Source organism: Mycobacteroides chelonae CCUG 47445 (assembly GCF_001632805.1).
Lineage (GTDB): Bacteria > Actinomycetota > Actinomycetes > Mycobacteriales > Mycobacteriaceae > Mycobacterium > Mycobacterium chelonae.
This window is the reverse complement of sequence record NZ_CP007220.1, coordinates 2,652,267-2,666,589: the sequence shown is the minus strand read 5'-3', so window position 1 is coordinate 2,666,589 and position 14,323 is coordinate 2,652,267. Positions and strand designations below refer to the sequence as shown.

Sequence of the window (14,323 nt, the reverse complement as noted above, 5' to 3'; positions counted from 1 at the left end):
CCGGGATCGCGCGCCTCACTTGCCCGGCGGGGTCGTTCGCCACCAACCGGTCGCGAGGGCGATCTGGCGCCCCAGCTCCTTGGCCATAGTGCGCATGTAGGTTGCCGAGATGTGGTGAGAATCGTGATACACCAACACGTTTCCCTCAACTACACGGCACTTGTCGGAGCGGCACACGGCCTTGGTCATATCGAGGATCTTGAGTAGTGGGAACTGGTTCGCGATGGCGAACGTGGGATTCACGTCATCGAGCGCGCGGTTGCGATCCATGGCGCACGAATCGGAGTTTCCACCCGCCGAAATGCAGTCGGCGGCGGTGTAGGTGGTGCCGTCCTTGTCGATCAGCCAGGGCGTGTCGCGCATTCCGAGAACAGGAATTCCCGCCTCGTCGAACGCCGACCAGATGCCCAGGTAGCTATCGGGCATCACATCGCCGGTGCCGAACGCGGAGCGAGGGCGGGTGGTTGTGGTGAAGACGTAGTCGGGGTGTTCCTTGATCAACCGCGCCATCACCTCGTCGACCCATTTCTTGCAATCGGGGTATGGGTCGTTGGACCCGGCGATGCGAGGGACCTCTTCGGTGCTGAGCGGGCAACCCATCTTCAGATAGGTGGTGATTTTGAAGTTGTGTTGGCGCCCCAGGATGTCGAGGGCGGTGATCCAGTGCTCGGCATGTGATCCGCCGGCCAGCGCGATGGTTCGTGTGGCGTGCGGATTGCCGTAGGTACAGGTGATCACCGCGCGATTGCGGAAGTCGCTGATGCAGTCCTGCTCGGTGGTGATGGGCAGGTCGTCAGAGGCCTCCAGGGTGGTGGGCCGCATCGGTAGGTCGGGTACGCGGTCGCCGTAGAGCAGGGCTCCGGCGCCCGGGTAGTCCCGTGGACGCAGGCCGGAGAGCTCCTTGCCATTGGACCGCTGCACCGTGACATGTTCGAGCCAGGTGAACGAGGTAGCGGTCAGCGCGACCGCCATCAAGACGATCGAGGTTCCGAGCGCCAAGGTGGGGCGCCGCAGCCTGGTCCACAGCGTGGAGGGCTTGGCGACCGGCCGGGGGTACCGCAGGGGAGTCTCGACGTATTTGTTGGTCAAGTAGGCCAACGCCAGGGATATCCCGAGGATGGCGGCACCTTCCCACAAGGAGACCTTGGGCTGACCGCTGTAGACCAGCCAGTAGACCAGCAGCGGCCAGTGCCACAGATAGAGGGAGTACGCCAGTGAACCCAGCTCGACCAGGGGTCTGGTGGCCAGGAACCGGTTCGCCGCCGGTTGTGGGGTGTCGGTGGGCAGATTCGCCGCCGACAAGATGAGGACGAGTGTGGCGATGACGGGCACGAGGGCCAGCGGACCCGGGAACTCCCGCACGCCGTTGATGAGCGCGCCGCAGGACAGGATCGTCGCCAAGGCCGCGATGCTCAGGACCTGGCGAAGCCACATCGGCCAGCGGGTTCCCGCCACCAACGCCCCTACCAGCACTCCGAGTAGCAACTCCCAAGCCCGCGCGAACGTGTTGTAGTAGGCAATCGACTGGAAGTCGAGATGGGCGTAGATCGCGTAGCCGAACGATGCGGCGGTCAGGCTTGCGATCACGGCCACCAGGACAGTGCGGATGTGCCGGCCGAGTGGTTTGCGCAGCAGAACCGCCAGCAGATACACCAACGCCAGGAAACCGACGTAGAACTGGCCCTGAACCGACATCGACCAGAGGTGCTGGAGTGGGCTGACCGACTCGCTGGCTGCCAGATAGTCGGCGGCGGTGTTGGCCAGCTCCCAGTTCTGGTAGTACCCGAGGCTGGCCAGACTCTGCTCGGCGAACGTCTCCCACCGGGTCTCGGGTTGCACTAAGACGGTGAGTACGGCACAGGCCGCCAGCACCAGAACCAGCGCGGGGAGCAAGCGCCGGACCAGTCGCTTCAACACCGGTACCGGGTTGAGCGACGCTCCCTGTGTGGTCGCTGTGCGAAGTAGCTTGCTGCCGTAGAAAAAGCCCGAAAGGGTTAAGAAGACGTCAACTCCACCCGACACCCTGCCGAACCACACGTGAAACACCGCGACCAGAAAAATCGCGATTCCGCGCAATCCGTCGAGGTCGTACCGATAAAACCCCTTGCTGCTCTTAGGCTTTGGGGTGGCGTCCATCGCCGCGGTGGGAGGCACCTCGGGATCGGTCACGGGTTTGGTTGCTGAGACGAAGAACATTTTCGCCCCCAATGTACCCATGGTTGCCGAGAGTCTCCGCAGGTGCGCGCCAACGGCGTGTGCGCACGAGGCGAATGGCTCCGTGCCGAGGGTTTGTGACAGGCTCGATGATTGTGCCGAGGTTGACACCCGATGAAGTCGGATCCGTCGATGCTGCGCATCTGTGGCATCCGTACAGCGGGATCGGTGATCCCGATGCCGCTCAACGGCCGCTGGTGGTGACCAGTGCGAGCGGTCCGAACATCACAGTGGTGCGTGATGGCCGATCGGTCGAGGTGCTCGACGCGATGAGCTCATGGTGGTCGTGCATCCACGGCCACGGCCATCCCGCGCTGGACCGTGCGGTGACCGAACAGTTGGCCTCGATGAGCCATGTCATGTTCGGTGGGCTCACCCACGAACCTGCCGCGCGCCTCGCCCAGCTGCTGGTGGAGCTGACTCCGGCCGGTCTGGAAACGGTGTTCTTCTGTGACTCCGGATCGGTATCGGTGGAAGTGGCGATCAAGATGGCGCTGCAGTACTGGCGCAGCCTGGGGCTGCCGGCCAAACATCGTCTGATGACTTGGCGCGGGGGGTATCACGGCGACACCTTCGCCCCGATGAGCGTGTGCGATCCGGAAGGCGGCATGCACTCGCTGTGGACAGATGTGCTGGTCGAGCAGGTCTTCGCCGAGAAGGTTCCCCACGCCTACGACGACGACTACACGCGGCGTTTTGAGGCGGAGCTGACCGAGCATGCCGCCGAACTGGCGGCGGTCATCGTCGAGCCGGTGGTTCAGGGTGCCGGCGGAATGCGGTTCCACGATCCGCGCTATTTGGCAGAGCTGCGCGCCATGTGCGATCGGCACGGTGTGCTGCTGATCTTCGACGAGATCGCGACGGGCTTCGGGCGCACCGGTGAGCTGTTCGCAGCCGACCATGCCGGGGTCAGCCCCGACATCATGTGTGTGGGTAAGGCGATGACCGGTGGCTATCTGACCCTGGCCGCCACGCTGTGTACCGCGAAAATCGCGCGCACCATCAGTGACGGTGCGGCGGGCGCCCTCATGCACGGCCCTACCTTCATGGCCAACCCGTTGGCCTGCGCGGTAGCGGTCGCTTCGATAGAACTGCTGCAGTCAGGGGATTGGAAATCGCGGGTTGCGGCGATCTCCGAGGGCCTGCGCAGCGGCCTGGCGCCCGCTGCTGATCTCGATGGAGTTGCCGATGTGCGGGTGTGCGGCGCCATCGGGGTGATTGACATGCAGCTGCCCTTGGGGCAGCAGGGCATGCGCATCGCCACCGATGCGGCGCTCGACGCCGGGGTGTGGCTGCGGCCGTTCCGGACCTTGATCTACACGATGCCGCCGTACATCTGCAGCGAGGACGAGATACAGCGGATTGCCGATGCGATGGTGCGTGCGGCGGCGGCGTTGGGGGCCGCGTCGCCAGGCCGAACGCCGTGACGGGAGCTTCCACGTGTGCGCTAACCTGAACACCGTTCAGGAGAGGAGGCGTCGGTGGTCGAGGCATCATCACCGCTTGCCTGGTTGGGTGAGGTAGAGCGTCAACGGGAAGCCGCCGGACTGCGTCGGCGGCTACGTACCCGCAGTGCCGCCGAGCCCGAGATCGACCTGGCGTCCAACGACTACTTGGGCCTGGCGCGACACCCGGAGGTGATCGAGGCCGGCGTCGAAGCCCTGCGGGTGTGGGGTGCGGGCTCCACCGGTTCGCGCCTTGTCACCGGCAACACCGAACTGCATGAAGAGCTTGAGCGGGAGCTCGCCGACTTCATGGGCACACAGTCGGCACTGGTTTTCTCCTCGGGCTATACCGCCAATCTCGGTGCGGTGGTGGCACTTTCCGGCCCGGGAACGCTCATTGTCTCCGATGCGCGCACGCACGCCTCGCTGATCGATGCTTGCCGCCTGTCGAGGGCGCGCGTTGTGGTGACGCCCTATCGCGATACGCAGGCGGTGGCCGCGGCCCTGGCACAACGCCCCGAGGAACGCGCACTTGTCCTTACCGATGCGGTTTTCAGTGCCGATGGCGCGCTCGCCCCACTGACCGACCTGTATGCGGTCTGCCGCAGTCACGGAGCGGTGCTGTTGGTCGACGAGGCACACGGGCTGGGTGTACGCGGAGCCGGTGGTCGCGGACTGGTTTCCGAAGTCGGGCTTGCCGGGCGTGAGGACCTCGTCGTTACCGTCACGCTTTCCAAGGCCCTGGGTAGCCAGGGTGGGGCGGTGTTGGGCTCGGAAGCTGTTCGCGCACATCTGGTCGACGCCGCGCGGCCGTTTATCTTCGACACTGGTCTGGCTCCGGCCGCGGTCGGGTCGGCGCTGGCGGCGCTGCGCCTGATGGCTGTCGAATCGGAACGGGTTCGCGCCGTCCTTGACCATGCGGCCACGCTCGGTCAGTGGTGCGGCTTGGCGGATAGACCTGAGTCTGCGGTGGTGCCGGTGGTGTTGGGAGACCCCACGGTCGCGTTCAACGCCGCCAAAGCATGCCTGGAACAGGGTGTCCGGGTGGGCTGCTTCCGTCCACCTTCGGTCCCCGAAGGACAGTCACTGCTGCGCCTGACGGCGCGCGCCTCCCTTACCGATGCCGACATGGATCGGGTGCGTGAAGTGCTCTCCGGAGTATTGGCGCTGGCCCGCCGATGACGGTTCTCCTGGTCACCGGAACATCGACCGGAGTGGGGAAGACGGTGGCCACCGCGGCCCTGGCCGCGGCCGCGGTGAGCCAGGGCATTGAAGTGACGGTGTGCAAGCCGGTGCAAACCGGGGAGGACCGTGACGCCGACGAGGTTGCCCGGCTGTCCGGCGTCACGCGAGTCGAGACCTTGGCGCGCTATCCCGAACCGTTGGCTCCGGTGGCGGCGGCATCGCGGGCGGGCCTTCGGCTGCTGGACCACGTGCAGATGGCCACGGCGATATTCGCCCTCGACCGGCCCGACGCACTGACGCTGGTCGAAGGCGCGGGCGGCCTGCTAGTGGAGTTGGCCGCCGGGGGGAAGACCCTGCGCGATCTGGCGATTGTTCTGGACGCGCCGGTGCTGGTGGTGACCACCGCTGACCTGGGCACGCTCAACCACACCGCTCTCACGCTGGAAGCACTGGCGGCGCAGTCAGTGCCGTGCGCCGGCCTGGTGGTGGGGAGTTTCCCGGCAGAGCCGGACCTGGTGCAGCGGCTTAACCGTGAGGACCTGGCGAACCAGTTCCAGACGCCGGTGCGTGCGGTGATTCCAGAGGGCGCCGGACGGCTGATGCCCGCGGTCTTCGCCGAGATGAGCGTCGCGCTCTTCGACCCCCAGTGGGTCAAGGGCCTGGTGGCCTCTAACTGATCGGGCTGGACTGGCGGGCCAACTGGCCGATGCCATCCACAAGAAGGCGCACGCCAAAACCGAACTGCGCGGTCGGGTCCGTCAGGCCCGCACCGTCAGCGAGGAAGGACTGGCCGTGTTGCAGTGCACCGGCCGAATCCCACTGCAGCCGAGACTGTTCGTCGGCGACATAACCCAAGACGTAGTAGACGATGCTGCGGGCGGCGAGGGCGGCGGGTACCGCGCCCAGTCCGGAGGTCACCGCGGCCTCGGCCAAGCGGTTCACCACCGTGATCATGTGGGAGGTCTGGCCGGAGGCGAAGCTCGCCGACACCAACTCCGCTCCGTCCTTGTGGGATAACAGAGCGTCACGCAGGGCGGCGCACAGGAATTCGATGCGCTGCTGCCAGGGCACATCGCGACAATCGGATTCGGCCAAGGGCGCCAGCACGTGATCGGCAACCGCGCCGAGTAGCTGCTGCTTGTTCGCGAAGTGCCAGTACAGCGCGCTCGGCGCGATATCGAGTTCACGAGCCAGCCGGCGCATCGTGAGGTCCGCGATCCCGTAGTCGTCGAGAATCGCGGTGGCCCGGCGCACCAGGTCGTATCGGTTCAGCGGGGCGGCGCGCCCCTTGTTTGGCTCGGTGATGGCCATACTCTAACCTGAACACCGTTCAGGATTGAGTATCAGGTTTGGACCTAGTGAGGAGCGCTGCGTGACTCAGGCAGCCGAAGCAACCACCGCGGGCGATACGGATCGCGACATACTGGCTACCGCCCGTGAGCAGGTGCTCGAGCAGGGCGTGGGACTGACCCAGGATCAGGTCCTGCGCGTGCTCCAGCTTCCCGACGATCGCCTTGAGGAGCTGCTCGCACTCGCGCATGAGGTCCGGATGCAGTGGTGTGGCCCCGAGGTCGAGGTAGAGGGCATCATCAGCCTCAAGACGGGTGGCTGCCCTGAGGACTGCCATTTCTGCTCGCAATCCGGTCTCTTTGCTTCTCCGGTGCGTAGTGCGTGGCTCGATATCCCGAGCCTGGTCGAGGCCGCAAAGCAGACCGCGAAGTCCGGCGCCACCGAGTTCTGCATCGTGGCCGCGGTTCGTGGCCCCGACGAGCGCTTGCTGGCGCAGGTCGCTGCCGGTATCGAGGCCATTCGCAATGAGGTCGACATCCAGATCGCGTGCTCGCTGGGCATGCTGACCCAGGAGCAGGTGGATCGCCTCTCGGCAATGGGTGTGCACCGCTACAACCACAATCTCGAAACAGCCAAATCGCATTTCCCGAACGTGGTCACCACGCACAGCTGGGAGGAGCGTTGGGACACCCTTCGGATGGTTCGCGAGGCGGGCATGGAGGTCTGCTGCGGCGGCATCCTCGGTATGGGTGAGACGCTCGAGCAGCGCGCTGAGTTCGCCGCCAACCTGGCCGAGCTGGAACCCGATGAGGTTCCGTTGAACTTCCTGAACCCGCGCCCCGGAACGCCGTTCGGCGATCTCGAGGTACTCCCGGCCGCTGACGCGCTGCGCGCTGTTGCCGCGTTCCGTCTCGCACTGCCGCGCACCATGCTGCGTTTCGCCGGTGGTCGCGAGATCACCCTGGGTGATCTGGGGGCCAAGCAGGGCATTCTGGGCGGTATCAACGCCGTCATCGTCGGCAACTATCTGACGACACTGGGCCGTCCGGCCGAGGCCGACCTGGAACTGCTCGTCGATCTGCAGATGCCGATCAAGGCACTCAACAGCAGCCTGTGACCAATAGCCTGTACGTGATGGGTACAGAACCGGTGGCCGCCGGTAAGTACAACGTGTATACCGGCGAATCAATGGACGGGTTGACTGGTCTGGTCATGCCCACGGCGGCACAGCTTGGCTTGGAGCCGCCGCGGTTCTGCGCGGCGTGCGGGCGGCGGATGATCGTGCAGGTGCGCCCGGATGGTTGGCACGCGAAGTGTTCGCGGCATGGCGAGGCGGACTCCAAGCAGCTCGAGCAGCGATGAGCGCCGGCGAAGAGCCGCAGGTAGCGATGAGCGCCGGCGAAGCGCCCTCGGCGCCCGTGACTGTCACCTCGGCGGTCGTCGATCAGGCTGTCGCGCCGCGTTTTTCACACGCCAAGGCGGCAACGGTGGTTTTCGGTGTCCTGAGCGTTGCAGGGGTGTTGGTGGGGGCACTATGGAGCGTTATCGCACCGGGTGTGCACGGTGCCATCGCCGATACTCGTGACAACGGCCGCGTGTTTGTTCATCTGGGTAGTCAGGCCGACAACTTCTTCATCGCGACCACGCTGCTGACGGGGATGGCGGCCGTGGTTGCGGTGGTCGTATCCGCCGCGGCCTGGCAGTGGCGGGCGCACCGGGGCCCGGTGATGCTAGGCGGGGTCGCCCTGGGGGCCCTGGCAGGCTCGGCGCTCGCGGCCGGTGTGGGAGCCGCACTGGTCCGGTTGCGTTACGGGGCACTGGATATCGCCGGTGCTCAGCTGGACGAGGGACATCGGATCAAGTACGTCGTCGAGGCTCCGGCTGTCTTCTACGGTCACACGCCCGCTCAGATCGCAGTCACCCTGGCGCTGGCTCCGTGTTTGGCGGCGGTCACGTACATGTTCTGTGTAGTGGCTTGTGTGCGTGATGATCTCGACGCCTGGCCGCCGGTAACTGGCCCGCTGTACCGGGTGCCCGTGACCGCCCCGCCGGTCGACGGCGTCAACTCGACGGCTTAGTTTCGTCGAGGCCCAGCGCGCGTGCGGTGACCCGTACGGATTCGGTGACGGCTGCCGCATCCCAGGTGCGGTCTGCGGCACCCGGGATCGCGCCGAACATCGTTGTACGCCAGGAGGTGTGCCATTGCTCGGGGAAGCAGCGTTGGAGGGCGTCGAGCATGATCGGAACCGCCGTGGAGGCGCCGGGGGAGGCGCCAAGTAATCCGGAGATGGTGTGGTCAGCGCTGACCACCAGTTCGGTGCCCTGCTGGAGTACGCCCATGCGCCGGCGATCAGGTCTGATGAGTTGTGCCCGTTGACCTGCCGGGACAAGTTCCCAATCACCAGGTTCGGCGGTGGGGTAGTAGCGGCGCAACTGAGCGAATCGTTGGCGGGGGCCCGCCACCAGCTGCTTGATCAGGTATCCAATCAGTGAAAGATTTTGGACGAGCGCGGCTGCGATCACATGCATGTTGTGCCAGCGCAGTGTGGTGAAGAAATCGATCCATCGGCCGTGTTTGAGCAGCCTGGTGCTGAATGTCGCGTAGGGGCCGAACATCAGGTACGGCCGCCCGTCAACCAGGCGTTTGTCCAAGTGCGGTACCGACATCGGTGGTGCGCCCACGGGTGCCTGGCCATACACCTTGGTCGAGTGTCGGTTCGCCACGGCAGGATTCCCGCACCGCAGGAATGCGGCACCAACGGGCAGGACGGCGTAACCACGCACCTCGGGAAGCCGGGCGCGTTGCAGGATCCTCAGTGCGTGCCCGCCGGCGCCAACGAACACGCTGCGGGCTCGTATGGTGAAGTCGCCATGGGGGTTCACCCCATTCGCCATCCATGAGCCGTCGCGCCCCTGGGTCAGTACGCGCACTTCATGTTCCAGACGCACCTGTGCTCCGCGATCGGTGATCATCTGTGTCAGCGCACGAGTGAGGGCGCCAAAATCGATATCGGTACCGTCGGGATGCAGGGTGGCGGCGACGGGCTCATCGGGTGCGCGGCCACGCATCACCAGCGGCGCCCAGTCCTCGATGGTGGTGGGGCAATCACTGAACCGTATTCCGGTGAACATCGGCTCGGCAGAGAGTGTTTCGTATCGCCGCCGCAGATAGTCGATATCCCGCTGTCCGAACACCACGTCCATGTGTGCTGCCGGGTGAATGAATGCATCAGGCTCGAGTAGACCGTTCTCGGCGAGGTAGGACCACCACTGGCGGCTGAGATGGAACTGCTGGGCTATCCCGGTGGCTTTCGCGCCGTCCGCGGGATCGGGCATGTAGTTGAGTTCGCAGAATCCGCTGTGCCCGGTGCCGGCGTTGTTCCAGGGGCCGCTGCTCTCGGTGGCGAGCGCGTCGGCGCGTTCCAGCAGCACAATTCGCCATTCGGGCGCCAGGATCGACAGCATCGAACCCAAGGTTGCAGACATAATGCCGCCACCGATCAACACCACATCGGCATCGTCATGGGGACCGTAGATACGTGGGACGTTCGTCATGGCATCCACCATCCGCCGCCGATATTCATTCCGTCCAATGAATGATCGGGCACGTATCATCCGATAATGGATCAATGGACATCCCAACTCGCTCCCCAACTGCGGGCACTTGTGGAGTTGTCCGCACATGACGGGCATATGACGCAGGCAGCACTGGCGCTGGATATTCCGCAGTCATCGATGAGCCGGCGAATCCACTCGCTGCAAGCGGCGCTGGGGGTGCCACTGCTCATTCATGACGGAAGGACGGTTCGGCTAACCCCTGTGGCGCGTCGCCTCGCGGCCCGGGCACGTGAACCCCTGGCCGAACTCGATCGCACCCTTGGCGAGCTCACCGGAGATGCGGATCCAGAGCACGGCACGGTGCGTTTCGGGTTCCCGCTCACCATGGGATCGGGGCATATCCCGGATCTGCTCGCCGCCTTCCGTCATCGACACCCGGGTATCCGGGTGCTGCTCAAACAGGCGCACGGAACAGAACTCGGTGCAGAGTTGATGACCGGCAATCTCGACCTCGCCGTCGTGATACCCGCACCGGAGCGCCTGCACCACACCACGATCGGCGCTCAGCGGATTCAGGTCGCGGTCCCCGTGGATCACCGGCTTGCCGGGGAGACCGCGCTACGCATGGACCAGCTGACCGGCGAGACATTCATCGCCAATCCGCCCAGCTACAACCTTCGGCAGCTCACCGAGACATGGTGTCGTGCAGCGGGTTACGTCCCGAACATTGCCATCGAAGTCACCGAGTTCGGCACGATCCGTGAACTCATCAGTCGGGGGCTTGGTATCGCACTGCTTCCGCATGACGACCGCACACCACCAGGTATCCGCGAGATACCGCTGGTCGGCGATGGTTACCACCGATCCATTGCGCTGGCGTGGGGCACCTCCACCCGCGCGGCATCCACTCAGCGCCTGAACGATTTTCTGCTGCAGCGTTTCTCGCCGGCGGCCGTCAACAGCGCGGAGACCGCTTAGTCGTGGCCGCCACCGCTCGACTTCGACCCGTCACCACCTGACTTGGAAGAGCCGCTTGCCGATCCGGTGGACTTACTCGCCGAGTCGTGCGCCGTGGACGCACTCGGCGGCTTAGATCCCGAGCTCTTGGACTCGGATGGCTTGGTGACCGACGCCTTGGTTTCCGAGGTCTTGGTCTCGGAAGATTTCGGCTCCGCACCCTGCGTCTGGGCATCGGGCGTCTTGCCTGCCGGGTTCTGGGAGCCCGACGCGGACGCCGCAGGGTGTCCGGTAGTCGACTGCGAGATGGGTCCGCGGACGGTGCCCTGTGCGCTGACGGTGCCATGCTCGGTGGTGCTGGCGGTGGGAACCTTCGGTTTGGCCGGCTTGTCGGTGTTGTCCTTGATCACCGCAGCGGTGAGTGCCTTATCTTCCTTCGTCGAATCCTTGGGATTCTCGACATCTTTGGCTGGCTTAATACCCGTGAGCGTCTCGCCGGAAGCTCCCTGGGTACCGGCCGCCGCACTGCCGGGCGTGGCATCTTTGGGAGCATCCTTGGGGGCCTGCTTGGTGCCGTCGGACGCCGTCTCCTTGGTGTCGGAGATTGCCTTCACGTCCGTCTTTGTGTCCTTGCCGATGGCCGTGATGGCGGCCTTGTCCTTGTCGGGCGCCTTGGTCTCGGCACGGTCCTTGCTGTCAACGGCCGCGGTGGTTGCGGCCGCGTCCTTGCCGTCTTCCTTAGCGGTGCCGTTGATCGTTTCCGTGGTGGTTTCCGCTGTGGTGCCGGTCTTTTCGAGGCCTGCGAGTTTCTGATCGGCTTTTGTGAGGCCCAGAGTCTCTGCGAAATGCGCCTGGGCATCCTTGAAGGCCTTGGTGAACGGCGCCAATGCCTCGTGCATGGAGGTGGGCGTCGCACCGACCGAATCCGCCGTCGCTTGCAGGGCCAATCCGGGCAGCGGCGGCAGTGGTGGCAGGAAGTAGCGTGCCTCTGCCCATGCGAAATTGATGACGGAGTTGACGATGTCACTGCCGAATCGTCCGAACGAGTTGACGATGTTGGAGAAGCTGGGGTCGTTGATGATCGGGTCGACGAGGTTGTAGACAAAGCTGTTGGCGATGGGCCGAACAAGATTGTCGTAGACGATGCCGATCTGCGCGCTGACGAGGCCGCCGATGACGGGAACAAACCCTGCACCCCACTGCGCCAGGTCTACGCCGTAATCCACCCAGTACTGGATGAACTGATAGGCCTGATCGATGCCATTGGTGATGGAGTTTGCGACGGTGGGACCTGCAGCGGCGGCCACGGGAGCACTAGACCGAGACGGCGTGATGGAGGGGGTGACAGGCGGGGCGGCCGCCGTACGCGGCTGCGCCAGGAGACTGGCACTGGTGATCGGAGCGAGTGGGAGCGGCCCGGCCGGCGCGTCGGATGCCCCGGGTGCGCTCGACGGCAGCGGGAACTTCAGCGCGGTCAGCGCGCTCAGCGGGGCGTTGTCGGCTTGTGGTGTGAATGCGAATGAGCTCAGACGAACTGCGGCGGATCGGACGTCGGGGAGGGAGATTGCTTGCGGCGTGCGCGGAACGGCCGTTGGCGCGACAACCAAGGCGGTTGCGGTGATAGCGGCCATACCCGCCTTGAACAAGGGATTGGCGGTCCGGTCCATCTCACTCCTCTGTCTGGTTCGAAGCGACCCGGATGTCAGCGTACGGGGTGCCGACGTGTGAATTGGCCACCGCAATGAGGTGGTGTCGGCTAGCAACGCGGCCATCACTATCGCCAATGACGTTCTGGCGCTTCCTGATCCGGACCGTTGTCGATGTGCTACGGGCGAACCATTCCCTGGTAGTCGCGGATGGCGAAGGTATCGTGGATGTTCAGCGCGCGTGCCGCGACAAGCCGGGAGGCGACGCGCGCCAATGACGGCGGCAAATGACCAAGGATTCGTGCGCCGTGAACAAGAGTCCACAGTCCGACACGGTTCCGGGGTACCAAGGTGTCCGACGCGGTCAGGGCCAGCTGACGGCTCCGGCGCACATACTCGCCCAGGGCTGCTTCGCAGGCAGGGTAGGCCCGAGTGTGATCGCCTGCCGCGGCCGCGATTTCCCCGGCGAGCACATATGCCCCGACCACTGCCAGGCTGGTGCTTCCGCCGACGGCTGGACCCGGGCAGTATCCGGCGTCACCGACGAGCGTGATCCGGCCCTTTGACCAGGTGTCCATCCGCAGCTGGGTGATGGAGTCCATGTAGAACGTGTCGGTCTCGTCCACCTGCGCCAGCATCCGTGGCACTTCCCAGCCGAAGTCTGCGAACGCCTCGCGCAATAGCTCCTTCTGCCGTGGTACATCCCGGTGGTGGTACTCCAGTGGCGCCGGCGGGCGGAAAAGGAAGAACGCGCGCGCATCCGGGAGTAGCGCGGCGCTGTAGATGCCCGCCATCCGGTCCACCCGCGGGAACATCAGGGCGCGGTCGTCTAGCTCGAGGTAATTGGGTATCGATGCGACCGCGAGATACTCGCCCAGCCAATGCGCATAGCCGGCCTCGGGGCCGAACACCAGGTTGCGAACATTCGAGTGCAATCCGTCCGCGCCGATGACGAGTTCGAAGCGGCGTTCGGGGCCTGTCTCGAAAGTGACGTGAACGCCGGTGCCGTCATCGGTGAGCGCGGCGATCGAGTCGCCGAAGATGTACTCGGCGGTGGAGGAGCTGGTGTCATACAGGATCTCGCTGAGATCGTCGCGCATGATCTCGACGTGGCGCTGCGAGACGGCCGAGAAGATGAGGGCCTCGGGAAGATCCACCAGGTCAGGCTTGCCCTCGCGATGGATGGATAACAGGTCGGTGCCGACCTTACGGGCCTCGATCCTCTCGAGAGCACCCATCTTCTCCACGATGTCCATCGCGGGTTTGAACAAATCGACGGCATGGCCCCCGGATTTGCGCGGAGCAGGCGAGCGTTCGACCACTGTGACGTCAAACCCATAGTGCGCCAGCCAGTAAGCCAGCGTGGGCCCGGCGACGCTCGCGCCAGAAATGAGAACCCGCATGTCCGCCTCCTTACTTAACGATCGGTAAGTAAATCGAGCATACTGCTTACCGCCCGGAAAGTCAGGGACTATTATCGAAAGATGGCCCCCGAAGCGCCCGTAACGATCAACACCAGGGAGCGCATCCAAGCGGTCGCGCGAGATCTCTTCGCCGAGCAGGGGCTGCGTAACACCAGCCTGCGGGACATCGCGGCCCGGCTGGATATCACCAAGCCCGCTCTCTACTACCATTTTTCGTCGCGGGACGATCTGGTTCGGAGCATCGTGCAGCCGATGGTGGACGATCTGGAGGCGTTCTTGGCCACTGGTGGATCACGGGACGCGCGTCAACTGTTGGAGGACTACTTCGACGTGCTGTGGGCGCATCGCGTGGTGATGGGCATCATCGTGCGCGACCTGGCCGCACTAGGACAGCTCGAACTGGGCGAGTGGATGATCGAATGGCGACGCACGCTGATCAGACTTCTGGCGGGCGCCAAACCCTCACCGGTACAGATGATTCGGGCGACGGTGGCCCTCGGCGGATTGTCGGACTGCACCATCGAGTACGCGGGCCGAACACGCACACAGGTCAAGAAGACTGCCGTGGACGCCGCCCTTGCCGCGTTGAACAGCTGACCCTTCT

13 protein-coding genes are annotated in these 14,323 nt (G+C 64.8%); 8 read left to right on the top strand and 5 right to left on the bottom strand.

Annotated features, from left to right (window positions below):
• Positions 1-15: 15 nt before the first annotated feature.
• Positions 16-2,196 (bottom strand): acyltransferase family protein, encoded by a 2,181-nt coding sequence (locus BB28_RS13125; RefSeq protein ID WP_046253806.1) that lies wholly within the window; start codon positions 2,194-2,196, stop codon positions 16-18.
• Positions 2,197-2,318: 122 nt separating this feature from the next.
• Here BB28_RS13125 and BB28_RS13120 point away from each other — a divergent pair, with 122 nt between their 5' ends.
• The 3 genes from BB28_RS13120 to bioD are packed head-to-tail and all read left to right on the top strand — an operon-like array spanning position 2,319 to position 5,521.
• The gene (locus BB28_RS13120) at positions 2,319-3,641 is read left to right on the top strand and encodes an adenosylmethionine--8-amino-7-oxononanoate transaminase (RefSeq protein WP_081252390.1); all 1,323 of its coding nucleotides are present in this window, start codon (positions 2,319-2,321) and stop codon (positions 3,639-3,641) included.
• 54 nt (positions 3,642-3,695) lie between these two features.
• On the top strand, positions 3,696-4,841 hold the full coding sequence (locus tag BB28_RS13115; protein ID WP_046253804.1) for an 8-amino-7-oxononanoate synthase: 1,146 nt from the start codon (positions 3,696-3,698) through the stop codon (positions 4,839-4,841).
• Positions 4,838-5,521, top strand: coding sequence for a dethiobiotin synthase (gene bioD, locus BB28_RS13110; protein ID WP_046253803.1), 684 nt, complete (start codon positions 4,838-4,840; stop codon positions 5,519-5,521). Before BB28_RS13115 ends, bioD begins: the two co-directional genes overlap by 4 nt.
• Here bioD and BB28_RS13105 read toward each other — a convergent pair.
• Positions 5,514-6,155, bottom strand: coding sequence for a TetR/AcrR family transcriptional regulator C-terminal domain-containing protein (locus BB28_RS13105; protein WP_046253802.1), 642 nt, complete (start codon positions 6,153-6,155; stop codon positions 5,514-5,516). The genes bioD and BB28_RS13105 overlap by 8 nt on opposite strands.
• Before the next feature lie 61 nt (positions 6,156-6,216).
• Here BB28_RS13105 and bioB point away from each other — a divergent pair, with 61 nt between their 5' ends.
• Genes bioB through BB28_RS13090 form a run of 3 tightly spaced genes read left to right on the top strand, consistent with a single transcriptional unit; the run spans position 6,217 to position 8,212 of the window.
• Positions 6,217-7,251, top strand: a complete 1,035-nt coding sequence (gene bioB, locus BB28_RS13100) for a biotin synthase BioB (protein ID WP_046253801.1) — start codon at positions 6,217-6,219, stop codon at positions 7,249-7,251.
• Complete coding sequence (bsaP, locus tag BB28_RS13095) at positions 7,248-7,496, top strand: biotin synthase auxiliary protein BsaP (RefSeq protein ID WP_030093406.1); 249 nt, start codon at positions 7,248-7,250, stop codon at positions 7,494-7,496. The genes bioB and bsaP overlap by 4 nt, the downstream gene beginning before the upstream one ends.
• On the top strand, positions 7,493-8,212 hold the full coding sequence (locus BB28_RS13090; RefSeq protein ID WP_046253800.1) for a DUF2567 domain-containing protein: 720 nt from the start codon (positions 7,493-7,495) through the stop codon (positions 8,210-8,212). Before bsaP ends, BB28_RS13090 begins: the two co-directional genes overlap by 4 nt.
• Here the strand turns inward: BB28_RS13090 and BB28_RS13085 are convergent.
• On the bottom strand, positions 8,196-9,689 hold the full coding sequence (locus tag BB28_RS13085) for a malate:quinone oxidoreductase (protein ID WP_225421935.1): 1,494 nt from the start codon (positions 9,687-9,689) through the stop codon (positions 8,196-8,198). The two genes, BB28_RS13090 and BB28_RS13085, sit on opposite strands and share 17 nt — an antisense overlap.
• 66 nt (positions 9,690-9,755) lie before the next feature.
• Here BB28_RS13085 and BB28_RS13080 point away from each other — a divergent pair, with 66 nt between their 5' ends.
• The gene (locus tag BB28_RS13080; protein ID WP_046253798.1) at positions 9,756-10,670 is read left to right on the top strand and encodes a LysR family transcriptional regulator; all 915 of its coding nucleotides are present in this window, start codon (positions 9,756-9,758) and stop codon (positions 10,668-10,670) included.
• Here the strand turns inward: BB28_RS13080 and BB28_RS13075 are convergent.
• Both BB28_RS13075 and BB28_RS13070 read right to left on the bottom strand, forming a co-directional pair.
• Positions 10,667-12,316 carry a hypothetical protein gene (locus tag BB28_RS13075; RefSeq protein WP_046253797.1) on the bottom strand — a complete coding sequence of 550 codons (1,650 nt, stop codon included), beginning with the start codon at positions 12,314-12,316 and terminating at the stop codon, positions 10,667-10,669. The genes BB28_RS13080 and BB28_RS13075 overlap by 4 nt on opposite strands.
• Before the next feature lie 158 nt (positions 12,317-12,474).
• Positions 12,475-13,698, bottom strand: a complete 1,224-nt coding sequence (locus tag BB28_RS13070; RefSeq protein ID WP_046253796.1) for an FAD-dependent monooxygenase — start codon at positions 13,696-13,698, stop codon at positions 12,475-12,477.
• 81 nt (positions 13,699-13,779) lie between these two features.
• Here BB28_RS13070 and BB28_RS13065 point away from each other — a divergent pair, with 81 nt between their 5' ends.
• The gene (locus tag BB28_RS13065; RefSeq protein ID WP_046253795.1) at positions 13,780-14,316 is read left to right on the top strand and encodes a TetR/AcrR family transcriptional regulator; all 537 of its coding nucleotides are present in this window, start codon (positions 13,780-13,782) and stop codon (positions 14,314-14,316) included.
• The last annotated feature ends 7 nt before the right edge of the window (positions 14,317-14,323 follow it).

Coding starts and splice junctions, on each gene's coding strand:
- BB28_RS13125 (WP_046253806.1), bottom strand. CDS start 2,196: ATGTTCTTCGTCTCAGCAACCAAACCCGTGACCGATCCCGAGGTGCCT.
- bioD (WP_046253803.1), top strand. CDS start 4,838: ATGACGGTTCTCCTGGTCACCGGAACATCGACCGGAGTGGGGAAGACG.
- BB28_RS13105 (WP_046253802.1), bottom strand. CDS start 6,155: ATGGCCATCACCGAGCCAAACAAGGGGCGCGCCGCCCCGCTGAACCGA.
- BB28_RS13090 (WP_046253800.1), top strand. CDS start 7,493: ATGAGCGCCGGCGAAGAGCCGCAGGTAGCGATGAGCGCCGGCGAAGCG.
- BB28_RS13085 (WP_225421935.1), bottom strand. CDS start 9,689: ATGACGAACGTCCCACGTATCTACGGTCCCCATGACGATGCCGATGTG.
- BB28_RS13080 (WP_046253798.1), top strand. CDS start 9,756: ATGGATCAATGGACATCCCAACTCGCTCCCCAACTGCGGGCACTTGTG.
- BB28_RS13075 (WP_046253797.1), bottom strand. CDS start 12,316: ATGGACCGGACCGCCAATCCCTTGTTCAAGGCGGGTATGGCCGCTATC.
- BB28_RS13070 (WP_046253796.1), bottom strand. CDS start 13,698: ATGCGGGTTCTCATTTCTGGCGCGAGCGTCGCCGGGCCCACGCTGGCT.
- BB28_RS13065 (WP_046253795.1), top strand. CDS start 13,780: ATGGCCCCCGAAGCGCCCGTAACGATCAACACCAGGGAGCGCATCCAA.